This window comes from Chitinophaga sp. CCNWYY40, assembly GCF_037483205.1.
Taxonomy (GTDB): Bacteria; Bacteroidota; Bacteroidia; order Chitinophagales; family Chitinophagaceae; genus Chitinophaga; species Chitinophaga ginsengisegetis.
Genome location: NZ_JBBHLF010000001.1, coordinates 704,373 through 721,546, shown reverse-complemented (window position 1 = coordinate 721,546; position 17,174 = coordinate 704,373). Strand labels below are relative to the sequence as shown.

The 17,174-nt window shown below is 45.8% G+C and carries 10 protein-coding genes; 4 read left to right on the top strand and 6 right to left on the bottom strand.

Translation table 11 applies throughout. The annotated features are described in order from the left end of the window. Window positions 1–195: 195 nt before the first annotated feature. The 6 genes from V7S65_RS02985 to V7S65_RS02960 form a co-directional block, all read right to left on the bottom strand. On the bottom strand, window positions 196–2,361 hold the full coding sequence (locus V7S65_RS02985; RefSeq protein ID WP_336386245.1) for a redoxin domain-containing protein: 2,166 nt from the start codon (window positions 2,359–2,361) through the stop codon (window positions 196–198). Between the two features lie 24 nt (window positions 2,362–2,385). Further along, window positions 2,386–3,789 carry a RagB/SusD family nutrient uptake outer membrane protein gene (locus V7S65_RS02980; RefSeq protein WP_336386246.1) on the bottom strand — a complete coding sequence of 468 codons (1,404 nt, stop codon included), beginning with the start codon at window positions 3,787–3,789 and terminating at the stop codon, window positions 2,386–2,388. Window positions 3,790–3,800: 11 nt separating this feature from the next. Continuing rightward, entirely contained in the window at window positions 3,801–7,181 is a 3,381-nt protein-coding gene (locus tag V7S65_RS02975) for a SusC/RagA family TonB-linked outer membrane protein (RefSeq protein WP_336386247.1), read from the bottom strand. Between the two features lie 295 nt (window positions 7,182–7,476). Beyond that, entirely contained in the window at window positions 7,477–8,688 is a 1,212-nt protein-coding gene (locus V7S65_RS02970) for a FecR family protein (RefSeq protein WP_336386248.1), read from the bottom strand. An 84-nt stretch (window positions 8,689–8,772) separates the two neighbouring features. Continuing rightward, complete coding sequence (locus V7S65_RS02965; protein WP_168771423.1) at window positions 8,773–9,372, bottom strand: RNA polymerase sigma factor; 600 nt, start codon at window positions 9,370–9,372, stop codon at window positions 8,773–8,775. A 221-nt stretch (window positions 9,373–9,593) separates the two neighbouring features. Beyond that, window positions 9,594–10,154, bottom strand: coding sequence for an RNA polymerase sigma factor (locus V7S65_RS02960; protein WP_336386249.1), 561 nt, complete (start codon window positions 10,152–10,154; stop codon window positions 9,594–9,596). A gap of 196 nt (window positions 10,155–10,350) precedes the next feature. Here V7S65_RS02960 and V7S65_RS02955 point away from each other — a divergent pair, with 196 nt between their 5' ends. The 4 genes from V7S65_RS02955 to V7S65_RS02940 are packed head-to-tail and all read left to right on the top strand — an operon-like array spanning window position 10,351 to window position 17,169. Next, window positions 10,351–11,361, top strand: coding sequence for a FecR family protein (locus tag V7S65_RS02955; RefSeq protein ID WP_336386250.1), 1,011 nt, complete (start codon window positions 10,351–10,353; stop codon window positions 11,359–11,361). 60 nt (window positions 11,362–11,421) lie between these two features. Continuing rightward, window positions 11,422–14,691, top strand: coding sequence for a TonB-dependent receptor domain-containing protein (locus tag V7S65_RS02950; protein WP_339545118.1), 3,270 nt, complete (start codon window positions 11,422–11,424; stop codon window positions 14,689–14,691). Window positions 14,692–14,711: 20 nt separating this feature from the next. Further along, complete coding sequence (locus V7S65_RS02945) at window positions 14,712–16,412, top strand: hypothetical protein (protein ID WP_336386252.1); 1,701 nt, start codon at window positions 14,712–14,714, stop codon at window positions 16,410–16,412. A gap of 19 nt (window positions 16,413–16,431) precedes the next feature. After that, window positions 16,432–17,169 carry a DUF4397 domain-containing protein gene (locus V7S65_RS02940; RefSeq protein WP_336386253.1) on the top strand — a complete coding sequence of 246 codons (738 nt, stop codon included), beginning with the start codon at window positions 16,432–16,434 and terminating at the stop codon, window positions 17,167–17,169. Window positions 17,170–17,174: the final 5 nt, after the last annotated feature.

Genomic DNA, 17,174 nt, shown 5'->3' with positions numbered 1-17,174 from the left:
GTCAGGTGGTTTTTAATTCCCGGAGCATAATACGCTATTCCTGTAAATCATCATGCTCTTTGCGCAACAATCCGGGTAACGGCTTCTTTAAAATTCTCATTCATTCCATTAAATTCTGAAATTCCATATCTCTCAAAAAAACAGCCGCGTCCTCCCTTCCGGAAGTTTCGCGGCTGCACACATTAGGGTTATAAATTATTTTATCAACTCCAATAGTTCCTTCTCCAAAGCAAAGCCTCTTAAATCTTTAGCGACGATCCTGCCATCACGATCAATCAGGATATTCCAGGGGATGCCACGCACATTGTAATACTGTGCAATCGCATTTTCCCGGCCTTTCAGATCAGATAACTGTGTCCACGGTAATTGATCATCTTTAACGGCCTTCTTCCATTTGCCGGCATCGCTGTCGAGGGAGATACCCACTATTGTGAACCCTTTGGATTTGTAAATATTGTATGCCTTCAGCAAATTGGGATTCTCTGCACGACAAGGCCCGCACCAGCTGGCCCAGAAATCTATCAGTACATATTTTCCTTTAAAGCTGGAAAGAGATATTTCCTGTCCGCTGGTATCGGGTTGAGATAAATCTGCAATCATTGCTCCTTCGGCGCTTCGTTTCATCATGGGTAACATCGCGTCTATTCTTTTGCCGGCGGGCGTTCCGCGGATTACTTCCGGAAGCGATGTGTAAAGCGGGTAAACGGTATTGTATTTCGGACCCGAAATATCTTCCGCCATATCCTTTACCAGTTGCAATGAAAACAGGCTGTAGGGGTGCTCTTCAACGTACTTTTTAACATTCGCCGTATACCGGCTTCTGGATAAGGAAAGCAGTTGTTCTCCTATTTTGGGCCTTTCCTCCTGCGGGGCATCGGTGAGTTGTTGCAGCAATTCCTTTTGCTCATGATTCAGTTCCCTTGCAGCAGCAAAGAACTGATTTGCTTCAAGCTGAATATTGGAGCCTTTTAATGTGAAGTCCGGCAACGAATCCATGTTAACTGATAATTGCAGGTAACCGATATCAGAGAAGAAGGTAAGCTGTTTGCGTTCTGGTAAGATAGTAGCATTCACCCGCTGTGGCTCCTGCATTTCAGCCAGCCAGGTAAATTTGCCGTCGTGAATGGATACGGTATCGTTTTGGTACCCGTTGTCTTTATAATATTTAAAAACAATAACGCTGTCGTTCCTGCCTTTTATATCTCCATCCATACGCATATTATAACCGTGGTCAAAGATTTCCATCAGTGTGTTCATCAGATCGTTGTTGCGCTTATTTTTGGCTATTATCCTGCCATCCGGATCTATGAGTACATTTTGAGGAATTCCTTTGATGCCATATTCAACGGCAGCTTCATTATTTCTTCCTTTCAGATCAGACACTTGCTGCCAGGGCATATTATCCTCTCTGATGGCCTGTATCCATTGCTGGCGGTGCAGGGAATCATCCAGGGATACACCTAACACGGTGAAGCCTTTGTCTTTATAGGCATCGTAGGCACGCAGCACGTTGGGGTTTTCAGCCCGGCAGATACCGCACCAACTGGCCCAGAAATCAACCAGCACATATTTGCCCCGGAAGGAGGACAGTTTCACGGCGTTCCCGGTTACATCTGCCTGTGTAAAGTCCGGGGCGGGTGAGCCAACCATTATTTTCTTCACATGGGCGATCTGCTTTGCCAGGGCTTTTCCTGCTTCCGAATTCTTAAATACGGGACTGAGCGCCCCGAATAGCGGTGTAATCGTTTCAGGGTCTAAAGCAATGCGGTAATTATACACCATATCCCAGGAGGCATAAGCGCCGGGATGCCGCCTGATGATACCGGCTATTTCATCATTAAATTTCTTCCTCACCTGCTCCTGTTCCGCATTAATAGCCCGTATGGAGTCTTTCATGCCACGGTTGCAGTAAGCTCTTGTATTCAGAGCGGTAAAAGTACCGGCATATTTATCTCCATGCTGAACAAATTCATCGAGGGTCTTGGTATCCGGACTACCTGTTACAGTTGCTGAATCGAGGGAGCCGGTGGCGTTGATTTCAACTTCCCCGGGTTCTAAATAAAAACGCCTGGCAACATACCTGCTATCCGGTGGTTTCATAAATACTCTTGCCAATACCGGTCTGCTCAACCTGCCCCTGAATACGAAATGTCCATCCTTTTGCAGCAATACAGAATCGGTTGCCATCTCTTTATCATTCAGCTCATATTGAAGATAAAGTTTGCCCGGGTATTGCGGGGCAGTTATCTGCCCTTTTAATGTAAACGGCTTTGTATGGCCAGGTTGCGCCTTTGCCACAACCGTTCCGGTCATGAGGAGGGCGGCAGGCAGCCATTGCCTGAATAATAATTGATAACGCATAATATGTTTGGTTTCTGTTTAGCTCTAAAAGTATCCCTTGTTCTGAGTTAAGTTTACATTGGAATTGATGGCCGATTGCGGAATGGGATAAAGAACATCCGTCGACTGCCATTGACTTCCTTTGAGCTGGGATAATACTTCATCCGCCCTGGAGGTAGAAGGATTGTTGATGCCGGGCAATCTTTTCAGATCTAACCAGCGGGATCCCCATTCGCAGAAAAATTCAATGCGGCGTTCATGTTCAATAGCAGCCATTAGCGTGCCTTTATCGGTGGCTTTAGTGTTTGGCAAACCGGCTCTTAACCGGACCATATTAATATCGGCTGCGGCCTGTATATAATTGGATTGTTGTGTACGCGCTTCGGCACGGATTAAAAACTGTTCCGGCAAGCGTAATACCTGGTTATATTCCACTGCGCCAACACCTGCCATATACCTGTATTTTGCAGGATATGGATAGTCGATGCCCCCGTAACTTTTAAACCCAACCCAGCTGGTTTTTCGCTTATCTCCAGGTTCAAAATCATTATAGAGGCCATCTTTAAGCACGAACTTGGGAGTTGTACTTAATGCAGAAGGAACGAAGCTGTTGGCAATCCAGGAACTGGTGATACTATTTACAAATTGAAGGATGCCTTCTTTGTTGTTGGCTAAGAATACCTGGTTGAGGGAGTCATTCATACTAAACAACCCAGGGTTGTTGATAACGGCAGTAGCCGTACTTTCGGCCAATTGCCATTTTCCCCTGTAAAGATATACCCTGGCCAATAATGCATCAGCAGCCCAGGTAGTAGCGCGTATACGCTTGCCGCCATAGATGTCTAATGTAGCGGGCAATACTTTTTGCGCATCTGTAAGATCTTTTTCTATCTGATCATAAACTGCATCCACGTTATCGCGGGCCTGGCTGGTAGTGATATGTACATCGGTAGCCGTTACCACCGGAACGGCTCCATACTCATTCACCAGGTAGAAATAACATAACGCCCGTAAAAACTTAGCCTCCCCCGTAGCTCTTTGTTTGTATGCTTCGGATAAGGGAGATCCAGCGAGCCCGGTTATAACAGAATTGGCGATGTAAACATTTTTATAAATCGTACTCCATAACCCATCTACATAATAGATCATGGGCGTTAGGGAGTTATTCGTAAAGTCGTCATAATAATTCATAGAATATCCGTACGCTTCATCCGCCGACAGACAATTGAACATGGTAATAGAAGTACCCATGTCATTGCCTGGATTCGGATTCGCCACGTTGGCATATAAGCCTATCATCGCTGCTTCCGCCGTAGTTGAATCCAGGAATACGCTGTTGGACATTAGCTGGTCTTTCGGTGGTCCTATCTCAATCAATTTCTTACAGCTACTCATCATCCATCCCGTCAATAACATTATACAAGTATATAAAAAGAGTTGTTTTTTCATTTCCCTATTGTTTAAAGTGAGCAATGAATACCGGCTGCAATTTGTCTTATCGGTGGCAATACAGCGCCGCCGGTTTCAGGATCAAATCCCAGGTAGTTGGTGATGGTAAACAGGTTTTGTGCCCTGATAAATGCCCCGGCTGATATTAACCGGATTGACTTTGCCCAGGAAGATGGCAGCTCATAAGACAGGTTCAGGTTTTTCAGTCTTATAAAACTGGCATCTGAATAACTACCATCTGATAGCAGGTAATAATTTTTATAGGCATAGGTAGCCTCACTGCCGGATAGTGTTGATGGCCTGAAACCATCAGCAATAATCTGATCATCCTGATTAGACAATCCCCCCGGTTGTGTGCCTACTGATGAGCGAACAGAGGATTTGGTCTGTTTCACAAACTGTAACAGGACATCCAGCTGAAACCTGCCGAGTTTAAGAGAGTTGCTGAATCCACCATAGAAATCGGGGATACTGGCGGCTATAACCTGGTAATCTCCATTGGCGGTTTCCAACAACCCTGTTGTAAATTTCCCGTCATGGTTGAGATCCGCAACAGTAGCGATACCGTCTTTCAGACCGGTATAATGATACCCGCCATAGTTGCTGATAGGCTGCCCCTCCATATATACATAAGCATAGCTTGTTGTTTTTAAACCGGGGAAGGAGATGAGTTTATTACGGGGTATGGTAATGTTGAAAGAACTATTCCAGGAAAAATTCTTACGACTGATATTCTTTGTTTTCAACTCTAACTCCCACCCCGAGCTTTGCAGTAATGCCGGCATATTACCGGTAAAGGAAGTAAATCCCGACTGGGAGGATAATGGAGAATTCACCAGCTGGTTATCTGTGCGGCTGGAAAACCAGGAAGCAGAAAGAAAGAGCTGATCATCCAGGAACCCGGTTTCCAGGCCAATATCCAATTTGCGATTAGACTCCCATCCGTAATCAGGATTGGCGCTCCGCAAAGGATAAATTCCTGTGCTGCCATATTGATAAAAAAGATTGCCATAGGATGCCAGGTATCCATAGTCCGGGATCTGGTCATTCCCGGTTGTTCCGTAGCTGGCCCTGAGCTTACCGTAACTCAGCCAGGGAAGGGTTGTTTTTGTCCATTGCTCACTACTGAATACCCATCCGGTACCAACAGAGCCAAAATTACCGAATTGGCGGTTAGGACCGAAACGGGAAGAGCCATCCCTACGGCCGGTGAGATTGAAAACATAACGGTCTTTCAGGATATAGTTGATACGTCCAAATGCGGAAACGTATTTATACTCTTTAAAGCTGCTGCCTTTGTAACTGATATTGGAGGCTGCTGTCCAGGAGCTCATCAGCTTATCGTTGGAGAAGCCAGTAGCTCTTACATAATATGGTTCTGCAAAGCTGGATTGCTGCCAGGTTCCTCCTGCCAGCACGCTAAGCCGGCCATCGCCCAATGTTCTGTTGTAAGTTAATTGTGGCTCTACGATATAGCTTTCAATGTAGTCTGATGTATATGTAGCGGCCGATTCTCCTGAGCTGCCATTGGGATCAAGAGAGGTTTTAGGAAGATGTGTTTCGTTTGTTTGTGCTATTTTATTGTATCCAAGACTCACTTTTGCATCTAATCCTGGTAATATGTTATATCTTAAATTAGCATTCGCCAACAGGTTATCCGATTTGAAGCTGGCCGATTGCAACAGGTAGGAATCAGGATTGGTGAATCCGCCGGTCCAGTTTAAACTGCCATCCTGGTTATGTACAGGATAGTTGGGCGGTAATATATACACAACACGGGTAAGATCAGTAGCAACCTGGTTGTTGGATTCCTTCGTATACATAACAGAAGCCCCCAGCGTGAATTTACCATTACGCGAAGTATTGTCTATACTGAGGTGAGAAGAATAGCGGTTGTATCCCCATTCGCCGGGAAATACAGTGGATTCATGCCTCAGCGTATTGGAGAAGCGGTAACGTAGATATTGATTTCCTCCTGAAAATGCGCCTGTAACCTCCGTTTGATTGGCGGTGTTGCCGATATAATCTTTCAGGAAATTCCTGGATTTTGTAGTATCCCAAACGGTGAGGTCCGGGGCATTGGAAAAACCGGGCGTATCATTATCGTTGGCGAAAGCGGTTCTGCGCATAGCCAGGTATTCGGAAAGATTCAGCATCGGTAAATAGTTGGTTACTTTACCGGCGCCCGTGTAAACGTTGAAATCGAAATGTGCTTCTGATGCCTTACCTCTTTTCGTGGTGATGAGGATAACACCATTCGCCCCCCTGGAGCCATAGATGGCAGTTGCATCGGCGTCTTTCAATACGGATATATCTGCGATATCTGCCGGGTTAATGGAGTTCATAGGGTCTATCGGTCCGGAAGCCCCTGCGCTGGAAAATGGCGTTTCCACGAACGGTACCCCATCGATAATGAATAGCGGCATATTTTTGTTGCCGGTGGACAGCTGAATGGATTGTTGTTGCCGGATAGAAATATTCATCTGGCTACCGGGATTGCCACTGGAACGCGTGATGAAGAGGCCCGGCACGTTGCCTTGTAATGCTTCGAGGACGTTACTTACCGGTTGTCTCGCTATCTCTTCTGCTTTTATACTGGTAACACTACCCGTGTTAAAACGTTGCGTAGTGGTGCCGTAAGCAATGATCTGTACTTCGTCAAGTTTAGAGATAGACGGAGGGAGTATTAATCTAAAACCTGAACCGGTGAAGATGGATTGACCGGCTTTAAGCGCTACCCCATCGGCTTTACTGTCGGGATAAGCCACTACCACAGCATTTGTGGCGGAGATTAATTTCAGTTCCATACTTCCGTACCCGATCCTGCTTATCACCAACACATCGCCTGCATTGGCGTTAAGCGTAAAGGAACCATCGGCCTTCGTTGCAACGCCGGTCTTTGTTCCTTTAATAAGTACGTTCGCGCCGGGAAGGGGTTCTCCCTCACGGTTAAGAATAATACCACTGACAGGAAATAATGAAAGCTGGTCGGAAGATACGGCCGTGGTATTATTTCCGGCAGGCTGCGCGATGGGATATATACTGATCGTTTTGCTTCCAATCAGGTATTTTAATGGCTGGTTTCTGAACACGTTTTCAAGAAACTGCAGAAGTGGTTCGTTGGTAGCCTGAACAGTAACCGGTTTTGCTCCCGACAAATCTGTTTCCTGGTATAAAAATAAATAGCCGGTTTGTTTTTTTACAGCAGAAAAAACCGTCTCGAGAGATACATTTTTACCTGAGTAGGTCACACTTTGAGAAAATCCGTTGGCTGCCACATTAAAAAAAGCGGCTGTAAGAAGAAAGAAAGTTAGTTTCATCACTAACACGATTTTGGTGAAGGGATGGGTACCGCCACGGGCAGGCCATCCACAAAAAGCAGTTTTTGTCATACCTTTGAAACTGATTTAGGTGCTGAATAAACAGTCTGTGCAGACTTTGTTTTTGAATGTTACCTAAACTACTCGGCCAATGATGTTTCCCCATCATTGGCTTTTTGCTTTGAGTAAGGAGTTGTATATGTGGCCCCATCAAGGGGAATTATCAGGATAATTGCTCAATATCCTCATTGCCCGGGACTGGTAGCCTCAGGGATAGATTATATGGTTGGTTTGTTGGCAAATTATTTTACGAACATATCACAGCATACCGGGATTTACCGGCCTGAATCAGATTTCGGTTCAACATTTATTTTTCTCCTATAATCAATGTCCGGTCTTTCAATTCAACATGCAGGCCGAAACCCCGCAGAAAACGGATCAGATCAGTTAACTGAACGCCCCTGTCCATTTCTCCTTTCAATTTCCTTGTTGGAATAGCCCCCTCATACCTGACCTGGATATCGTACCATCTTTCAACGTCTTTCATAACAGATGAAAAGGATTTGCCCGTGAAACTGAAAGTGCCATTTTTCCAGGCCAGCACCTGCTCCAGGTTGGCGTTAGCATTGACGGTGATGGTGGCTATATTATGCTGCTGCAATGCCTGCTGACCGGGAAGTAGCGTCACACCACCAGACGGCGCAGCATTGGCTGATAACACCTTCACCCTGCCCTCAACAAGCGTTGTTGCGATCGCGCCTTCGTCAGTGTAGGAGTTGATATTGAAACTGGTTCCCAACACTTCAACGATGGCTTTTCCATCAACATCCACGATGAAAGGCATTTTGGCGTTTTTCGCAACTTCCATATATACTTCACCGCTTACTTTCACTTTGCGGTTGTTTCCTGTAAATGCAACCGGGAACGTAACAGCACTTGCCGCATTCAGCCACACGGTTGTTCCGTCAGGAAGCGTGAGGCGGTATTGTCCGCCGCGTGGCGTGGACATGGTATTCATCATCACCTCGCCCTGGGAAAGGCCCCTGGCATCGTAGATAATTTCATCATTGGCCGTTTTAACAATCGAAGCACTCCCCTGTTGCGCAATAGCGCCCCTGGCGGCACTGTCGAGTGGAATGGTTGTTCCGTCTGATAAAGTAAGCAGCGCCTTATTGGATCCGGGTAAAATACCTGGAGTTGATATTGCTTTCCCTTTCACGAAATCCTTTCCGGTTTTCTTTGAGGTGGTGTAGAAGTAAGTCCCGGCTCCCAGCAGGATCAATATTGCAGCGGCCCAGCCCCATTTTTGCAGGAAACGTATACGATGCGCCGGGCGTACTCCGGAAACAGCAGTATCAGCGTGGATCCTGGAAGCCACGCCCTGTTCAATCCGGGCAATCTCCTCCGAGAAGTCCAGTTGGTTGTTTTCCCATAATGGCCAATCCCTGTCCAAAATCTGCTCTACCATTTCCTTATTGGCCGGATCTTTAAGCAAACCGGTAAAAACAACACGCTCCTCTTCGCTCAGTTTTCCCTGGGCGTATCGTTCAAAATAATATGTCAGTTGCTGTTCAGTCATTATAATCAGTAATAAAGACCCGGTTTAAACAGGGGTAGGACGGGTCGGAATAAAAAAAATATTGACAATTATTTAATGGCTGCTTCACCACTGGTTAATTAACGCATATAACAAGGTAATAATGACCCCGGCATTTCTCTTTAAATAGGTTCGCAGGAAAACCAATGCTTCCACCATATGCTCCCGCACCGTACTCCTCGAAATGCCTAATCGTGCGGCAATCTCCTCGTATGTGAGCTGTTCGTTGCGGCTCAACAGGAATACCTCTTTGCGCCGTGGCGGCAGGGAGTCAATGGCCCGGCTCATGATGGTTGCCAGCTCCTTGGTTTCCAGATCTGTTTGAGGATTAGTCAGCGTCTGATCGATTTGAATGATATCCGGGGCTTCCGTTTCCGGTAACCCACGCTCAAACTGGGAGTTGACGCAGTTGCGGGTGATCACATATACATAGCCTGAAAAATTGCTGATGTCAGGGAGTTTATGCCTGTTTTTCCAGATGCGCAGAAAAACATCCTGGGCCACCTCCTCGGCAAGTTGAGGCGATTTAAGCCAGTAAAGGAGATAGGGATAGATTACCTGGGAATATTTTCTGACGATCCGATTGAATGCCCGCTCGTCCCCCAGTGCAACCTGTTTCAGCACCTCCTGCTCATCCTGTTTCGTGTCTAAACTATTGTTGCTCAATCCTATGTCGTTAACAGTTTGTCAGTAAAAATAGAATAATCCCTGAATATGAATTTTCGCAGGAAGGTATACCAAAGACAAATGAATTTCTATAAAATAGCTGCTTCAAAAAGCGGCATCGCCTGCAAATTACTAATCCATCACCGGATTTTAAACAGGAATGTTGATAAATTATGGATGTGACAGCTGGGGTATGATTAAGGTGTACTCAGATTACATAGCTACATAAACTCCGCCTGCATACTTAACAATATTAATACCACCACTAACTTATCCGCCACAAATTTCTCGCGCAGTACCTGGTTTGCCAGGCTCAGGTGTTTCTCAATTGCTTTTACACTCACCTTCAGCTGGTCGGCAATTTCCTGGTGCGTGTAACCATGTTGCTGTTTGAGGAGGAATATCTTACGGCGCTTCTCCGGTAGGGTGTTAATCACTTCATGAAAACTACGCCATCCATCTTTAAACAGGAAGTCTTCTTCAAAAGATACAGAAAGCGGTTGCTTTTCATTAAAGGCGGCATCGCGTAACAAACGTCTTGCTTCTTTCTGATTATGATTCACTACAATACGGTAAACATAGGTGCGTAACAAGGGATAGATCATAGCATCGTCTTTCAGCGAAGGCAGGTTATCCCATACCTTAATGAAACACTCCTGCACAAGGTCTTCCACTATAAGGGGATCTTTAGTATATCGCTTTACAAAATGATAAAGGCGGTCCTTATTCTCCAGGTAGATCCGCTTAAACCTTTCCTCCAGGTGAAGTGATTGCGTGTCCATATTGCTGATGCTTCCCGTTATCCGGGAGCCACAAAGTTGGAAAAGATTTATCTTTTGTTGCTGCTCCGGTAAAAGATAATGATTAATTCATACACCATCTTCCCCAATGTTATCCTAATGTTAACTCCACTTTTCGCGGTAGGGTTTTGCTGTGCCCGTGCTGTGTTATTATAAGCGGAGGTTTTAAATGCACTTCATGAAGATAGATAAAGCATTGCTTAGTAAATATTTTGACGGGACATGCACACCACAGGAGGAAGAGCGGGTGCTCAGTTACCTGGCAGGACAGGATCACCAGGAATTTATTGCTCTCATGGAGCAATCGTGGGAAGAAGTGCCTGCCGATAACATCGGCGAAGACATTACCCGGCGGATGCTGTTGCAGCTGGAAATGAAAACGTATGGCAGAAAGGGAATTATTCCTATTGAACACGTTTACCTGGGATGGAAGAAAAACTGGCTGCGTGTGGCAGCTGCATTGGTGTTCATTGTAACAGGCGCCACATACTGGTTTATTACGCAGAGGAAGCACACCGTACCCATTACCTGGACCACCATTTACAACCACCATAACAACCCGGAACTGGCCGTATTACCCGACAATAGTAAGGTGTGGCTGGCTCCGGGCAGTAAATTATCCTATACGCCGTTTACCGGTAAAGCCGAACGTAGTATAAAACTGGATGGAGAAGCATTCTTTAATGTAGCGCAAAATGCTGCCCGGCCATTTGTAGTGTATACCGGCGAGCTGGCTACCCGTGTGTTGGGTACCACCTTTAATATTGAAGCCTACCCGCATGAAGCAGCAGTACGGGTATCACTGGTAACCGGGATGGTGGCAGTAGCGCCGGCAGACAGCATTGATCAGGTGGTGGCACAGCTTCACCCCGGCGATGTAATGGATTACGAAAAAAGCAGCCGCACTTTTAAACGGCAACAGATCAGGATCAGCGATCCGGAAGAATGGATGAAAGGCTCACTCGTATTCAATGACCTGCTGCTTACCGATGCGTTGCAAAGAGTGGCCGCACGCTATCACCTGGTTATACACTACGCAAAAGGAACACAATCAGCATTGTCAGATAAAAAGATAACCGCCATCTTCCGGAAAGAAAGCAGTAGTGAGATCTTAAATAATATACTCTTCATTTCCAACTGCTATATGCAGCAACGCGGCCAGGACATTACCGTTTACAATATGCCTTAAACCAATACCAGTAGCAGGACAACATGCCTGCTATCATCTATTCTTAAAATAAATTAATGTATGCTTTTTATGCACTATAAGGCAAGAGGAATTCCTTTGCCGTTTAAATTCCTTCCTATACAAATAAAGCGATGGTGTTTGAGCCTGCTGATGTGTTGTAGCATTTTCAGTTTACAGGCACAGGAAAAATTCACGGGACTTACTACTAAAGTTGACTACTCGTCTGCCGCTGTCAGCGCACCGGCGTTACTCGAATCCTTACAAAAGCAAACGGACTATACTTTTTCTATAGACAGAGCCGTATTAAACAGCATCACCGTCCGCGATGTACACTTCACCAAAATAAGCCTGGGAAAAGTATTACAATACCTGGAAGAACATTATGGTCTTGCATTTGCCGTAGCCGGAAAAAATATTGCCGTACGAAAAGTGGCTGCTTCTCCCAAAAAACCTGCATCCACAGAAGGAATGCTGAAAGGGAGAGTTGTTGATTTCGAAAATGCACAGCCCCTGCCCGGTGCAACGGTACGACTGGAAGGGACCAGCAAAGTTACCATCAGCGACGACAAAGGCTATTATAACCTCAATAGTATACAGGCCGGCAAATACACCCTTACGGTTACCTATACCGGCTATGCTACTACCCATCAGATGATCCGGGTGGAAACAGGAAATAATACGGTAGATGTAAAGTTACAGGTGAAATCCACCACCGCCAATACGGTAGTAGTAACTGCCATTAAACGGAAACGGGTGGCCAACACCACAGATGCACAACTGATCCGGGAATTATACAACGCCAAATCAGTAGTATCCGGTATTTCCAGCGAACAAATAGCCAGAACGCTGGACCGTGATGCGGCTGAAGTGGTAAAAAGAGTACCGGGTGTAAATATCTCGGAAGATAATTTTGTCATTGTCCGGGGATTAAACAAGCGATATAACCTTACCTATCTCAACGATGCAATTGCTCCTGCCAATGATGCCGACAGCCGCTCATTTTCCTATGATGTGATCAGCAGTAATGCCATTGATCGTATGATGGTGTATAAATCGCCCTCCCCTGACCTGCCCGGCGAGTTTTCAGGCGGCCTTGTAAAAATATATACCAAGAAAAGCCAGATGACCCGGCAGGTGGATCTTCAGCTTTCTACTCAATACCGTTCCGGTTCTACATTCGATAACGTATGGTCTTATGCAGGCGGTAAATATGATTTCCTGGGGTTTGATGATGGTACACGCAAACTACCCTCAGGCATACCAAGAGCTGCGAATTTCAATCACCTTACCCCTGCAGAAAATGCCGGGTATTCAAAACAGTTCAAAAACATTTATGTACTGGATAAAACCTATAAGGCGCTGCCGGACCTGCGGTTGAATCTCAATTATTATGATGCCTGGAAAACAGGACGGAAATACCTGAAAAACCTTAGCTCCGTTTCTTACTCCAATACACATGAACAAAGGCTTTCAGAACAACGTTCGTTATATAAGTTTTATGATGGCCAGCTTACGCAGGGTATTCATGCCGCCAGGATTTCTGTTATACAGGATAATGAGATGCAGGTGAGCGACCGGCTAACACTGGCGCTCCATAATTTTTTCAACGTCAATAATCAACGTATTGCTGTAGAAGATTACCGGAAACTGGATGATTACCCGGGCCAGGAATTTCGCCATACCAATCTTTATTATGTACAAAATACCCTGTACTCCGGTCAGCTTGCAGGAACCTACAATTTTGGAAAAAACAAAAGAAATGAACTGAAAGCAAATGCAGGCTATTCCACCATCCACAAGCAGGAGCCGGATAACCGCGACTATACCTTAAACAGGCAGCTATCCGATGCAGGAGGAAACCCGTGGGCCCTCAGCACGGAACTCATCTCCTTTTATACCCTGTCCCGCTCTTTCAACGACATTACCGAAAAAAGCTACCAGGGCAAAATCGACCTGAACTACCGGATCACGGATGTATGGGGATTCAAAGCCGGTGGCTATTACCAGTCGAGAATGAGGGATTTCAATAACCGTATCTTTATTATCGTAAACGGTGTAAACCTCTACGATCCCAACCTGGCCATACGGGGTTCAAAATATGACGGCGACAACGGCGAGGTAATAGGAAATGGCCACGTCATTGAAGAAAAATACCTGCAGCATTATTTTGACCCCTCCATGTTCCGCGCAGACGGAACCGGGTACCGGTGGCTGGAAAAAACAACCCCCAATAATCAATACTACGCCGATAATACACTGAAAGCAGGTTACATCAGTTCCGACATCAACCTGTTACACGACCGGCTTAATATATTCGGCGGCGTTAGAATTGAAGACAACCACTTCCGCATCCTGGGTTCCTACGAAAACGGGCTGGCTGCCTACCCGCTTATCGTAGACCAGCCACTCACCAGCGTGCTGCCCTCCGTTAATGCGTCCTTCAAGGCCGACAGTTCGCTGATCATCCGCATCGGTTATGGCAAAACGCTGAACCGGCCAGAGTTCAGAGAGGCCGCCCCCATGCAATATATTAACTACCTGGACCAGGAAACCTACAACGGAAACCCCAATCTGAAAACAGTCAATATCCACAATACAGAATTACGCCTGGAATGGTATCCCCATGGCGCCCGTAGCAATGAACTGATAAATGTAGGCTTCTTTTATAAGCAACTCGACCGGCCCATTGAACGTTTCAGGATGATCTTCAGTGAAGGCTTCGACCAGTTTGTATACGTGAATACCGGGAAAGCGCAGGTATATGGCATAGAAGCGGAATTGAGGAAAAACCTGGATTTTATCTCCGGTAATTTCTTCCGGAATTTATCGGTGGTACTGAATGGCTCCTGGTTCAAAAGCAATGTGGACGTACCTTCCATGCCGCAGTATGTAGGTTATGAAGGCACCAGGTCCAGACCCATGCAAGGGCAATCCCCTTACCTGATCAATGCCGCGCTCAATTACGAAAACCCCGGTCTCGGCACAAAAATTTCCGCTACCTACAACCGCGCCGCCGACTACATCTATGCAGTAGGCGCCAACAAAGGGAAAAGAGCGGATACCGACATCATGATGAAAGCCCGGAATCAACTGGATCTTACCTGGCGGCAACGCATCAATAAAACCTGGAGCATCGGCGCCGGTGTACAGAATATTTTAAACACTCCCGTAATGCTTTACCAGGACTGGAAACACAACTATCACTATGATCAGTTAAAAGGTGCATCCCCCAAACCCGGCGAGGTATTGCCTTTTGAAGAGGCAGACATTATCTACCGCAGGTATTACCAGCATCCTTACTATTCATTTGCGTTAAACATTATTCTCTGATTGTCATGATATTTACTCATATGCAAACAAAATACCTCCTTCTCCTTCCGCTCCTTTTATGCTGCTGTAATAAATTCAGGGAAAAGCTGGATGTTCAGAATAATGAATCCGGCATTATTAAAGTAGTAAAAGCCGGGACGAACATTACAGAAGCACAGATCGATGAAACAATTACGGTATACGCCAAGATCGGTGATCCTTCAGCGGCTGTCAAAATATTTGTTTCAGATGCAGAAGCCCCGGTAGTTACCCATGGGAAAGGCACTGGTACACTTCTAACATCTACCGGAGAACACGTACAGGTACCTATGGATACCTTTAATATCACGGTTCCTAAAGCGGCCCGTATTGGTCCGGGTAACATTTACTTCTCCGTGAACGGGATCACCAAACCCGCGCTCCCATTTGTGGTAAAACGGCCGAATATCCTTATTCCAAACCAGGTGACCGTAATCCCTTTCCTCTTCTCCTATTCCGATAGCATAAAAAACAGCGACGGTGTATTTGAATACATTTTCCCTGTTGAATTGAAAGACGGTCCTTCCAAACAGGCAGTAGTGAACGTAGTAAAACAGCTGACCTACGACCGCAATACCCAGACCTTTTACTTTGTCGATTTTCAGGAAAGCGATCACTCCTTACGCATCCGCATGATCAAAAACGGAATGGTCACCACCATTGCAGGCGGTGGGAATGACTATTTTGCTACCACTGCCGGTAAGCTCAAACTGAGTGCAGATGATTATAGCGTTGCCGGGGGCAACACCGTGGACATGAAACCCGGACCCGACGGCAAATTATATTTCAGGAACCAGTTCAGAATAACACCTGCATCCCCCAACGAAAAACCAGCCGACTATACACTGCTCCAGAGTCTGGACCCTGCTACCGGTAAAGTAGCCACCATTGCCGGTAATAACAAACGCAGCGTAGATGTGTATTATTCCAATGAAATTATGAACTACCGCGGATTGGAAGATGGCCCGGCAGATTCAGCAATGATTACTTCACCCACCGGCCTCACTTTTGATAAAAAGGGAGATCTCTACTTCCTGGATCAGGGCACATTACTCCGGGTGCTTAAGCCAGATGGAAGCATACAAACGGTGATGGGAAAAGTTAGCAGGGAAGCGTATGATTTTGAAGATGCAGATGGCATTACCTATCATACTGTATTTTATACCGATCTCGTAGAACATAGTGATGGATTTGGTGATGAAGTACGTTTTTATAATGCCACCAACATGGTGATGGCAGGCAATGGCAAGCTCTATATTCTTAGTAATGGCGCCGGCTGGGGCACCAATATCGCAGAAGTAAACCTGGATACCCGTGAAGTATCCACCATTGTGGGGTTACCGGACACACAGCGTAGTGATTACGAAACCGGTACTTTCAAAGAAGTGAGTTTACCTTACACGATCACCACTTATGATACCGATTTCGACGGGAACATTGTTTTTGGGTTCACCACTATTTACAAAATGGATCTCAGGTCAGAAACGATTGCGGTAATTGCCGGAGGCCCTATGCAAAATCCTATTCCCCCGGAATACAAATCCCAGAGAGCTTTTATGCAGGATGCACATCCGGGCAATAACTGTATTCTCGGCAGGCCCAACAGGATTGTGTTTGATCAATTTGGCGATCTGTATGTAGGTTATGACTATTTGTGCTGTGGCGCAGATGTGAGGATCGTAAAAATAGCCATTGGAAAATAATCTAAAGTCAAAAATAACTATGAAAAAATATCTTCTCCTGGTTTTTACAGCAGGATGGTTACTGATATCATGCAAGAAGGATAGTGAATTACCAACTGCTCCTCCCCTTGCCTACCTGATGGTATACAATGGGGTGCCGGATTTTTATGGCACCAACAGTATGGTGCTGGTGAATAACGCGCCTTATGGCCCCCGTAGCTATAATGATAATGGTAATGGGCTGGTAGGCGCCTTTAACTTCTCCAAATATACTTACACTGATACCGGCATTTTTAAAATCGGGTTTACCGATACAACAAATCTGCCCCTCAATGCTCATAAAATTTCGGAGACCCTGCTAAAATTTGAAGACCAGCAACATTATACGCTCTATCTGCTGGATAGCCTGGGATTTTATGAAATACTTTATACCCGGGATGATGTAAAGCCAGATCCGGATCATGCAAAAATAAGACTGGTACATCTAAGCCCGGATATGGGCGCCGTATATGTGAAGATAGATACTACCGCCATTAACACTATTAACCACCTTGCCTTCCACGGTGTAAGTGATTATGCCACCGTTTCCCCGGGTCCAAAGCCAGCTATCCGGATCATGTACCGGGATGATACTACGGGTGAAGAAAGAACGCTGGTCCGCAAATCGGTTCCACTAGAGGCAGGCAAATGCTATACTGTGATCCTCCGGGGCTACCGGCAGCCTATGGATGGCAATGTAAATAAAACCATCAACCTGTCTACCATCACCAATTTCTGACCTTA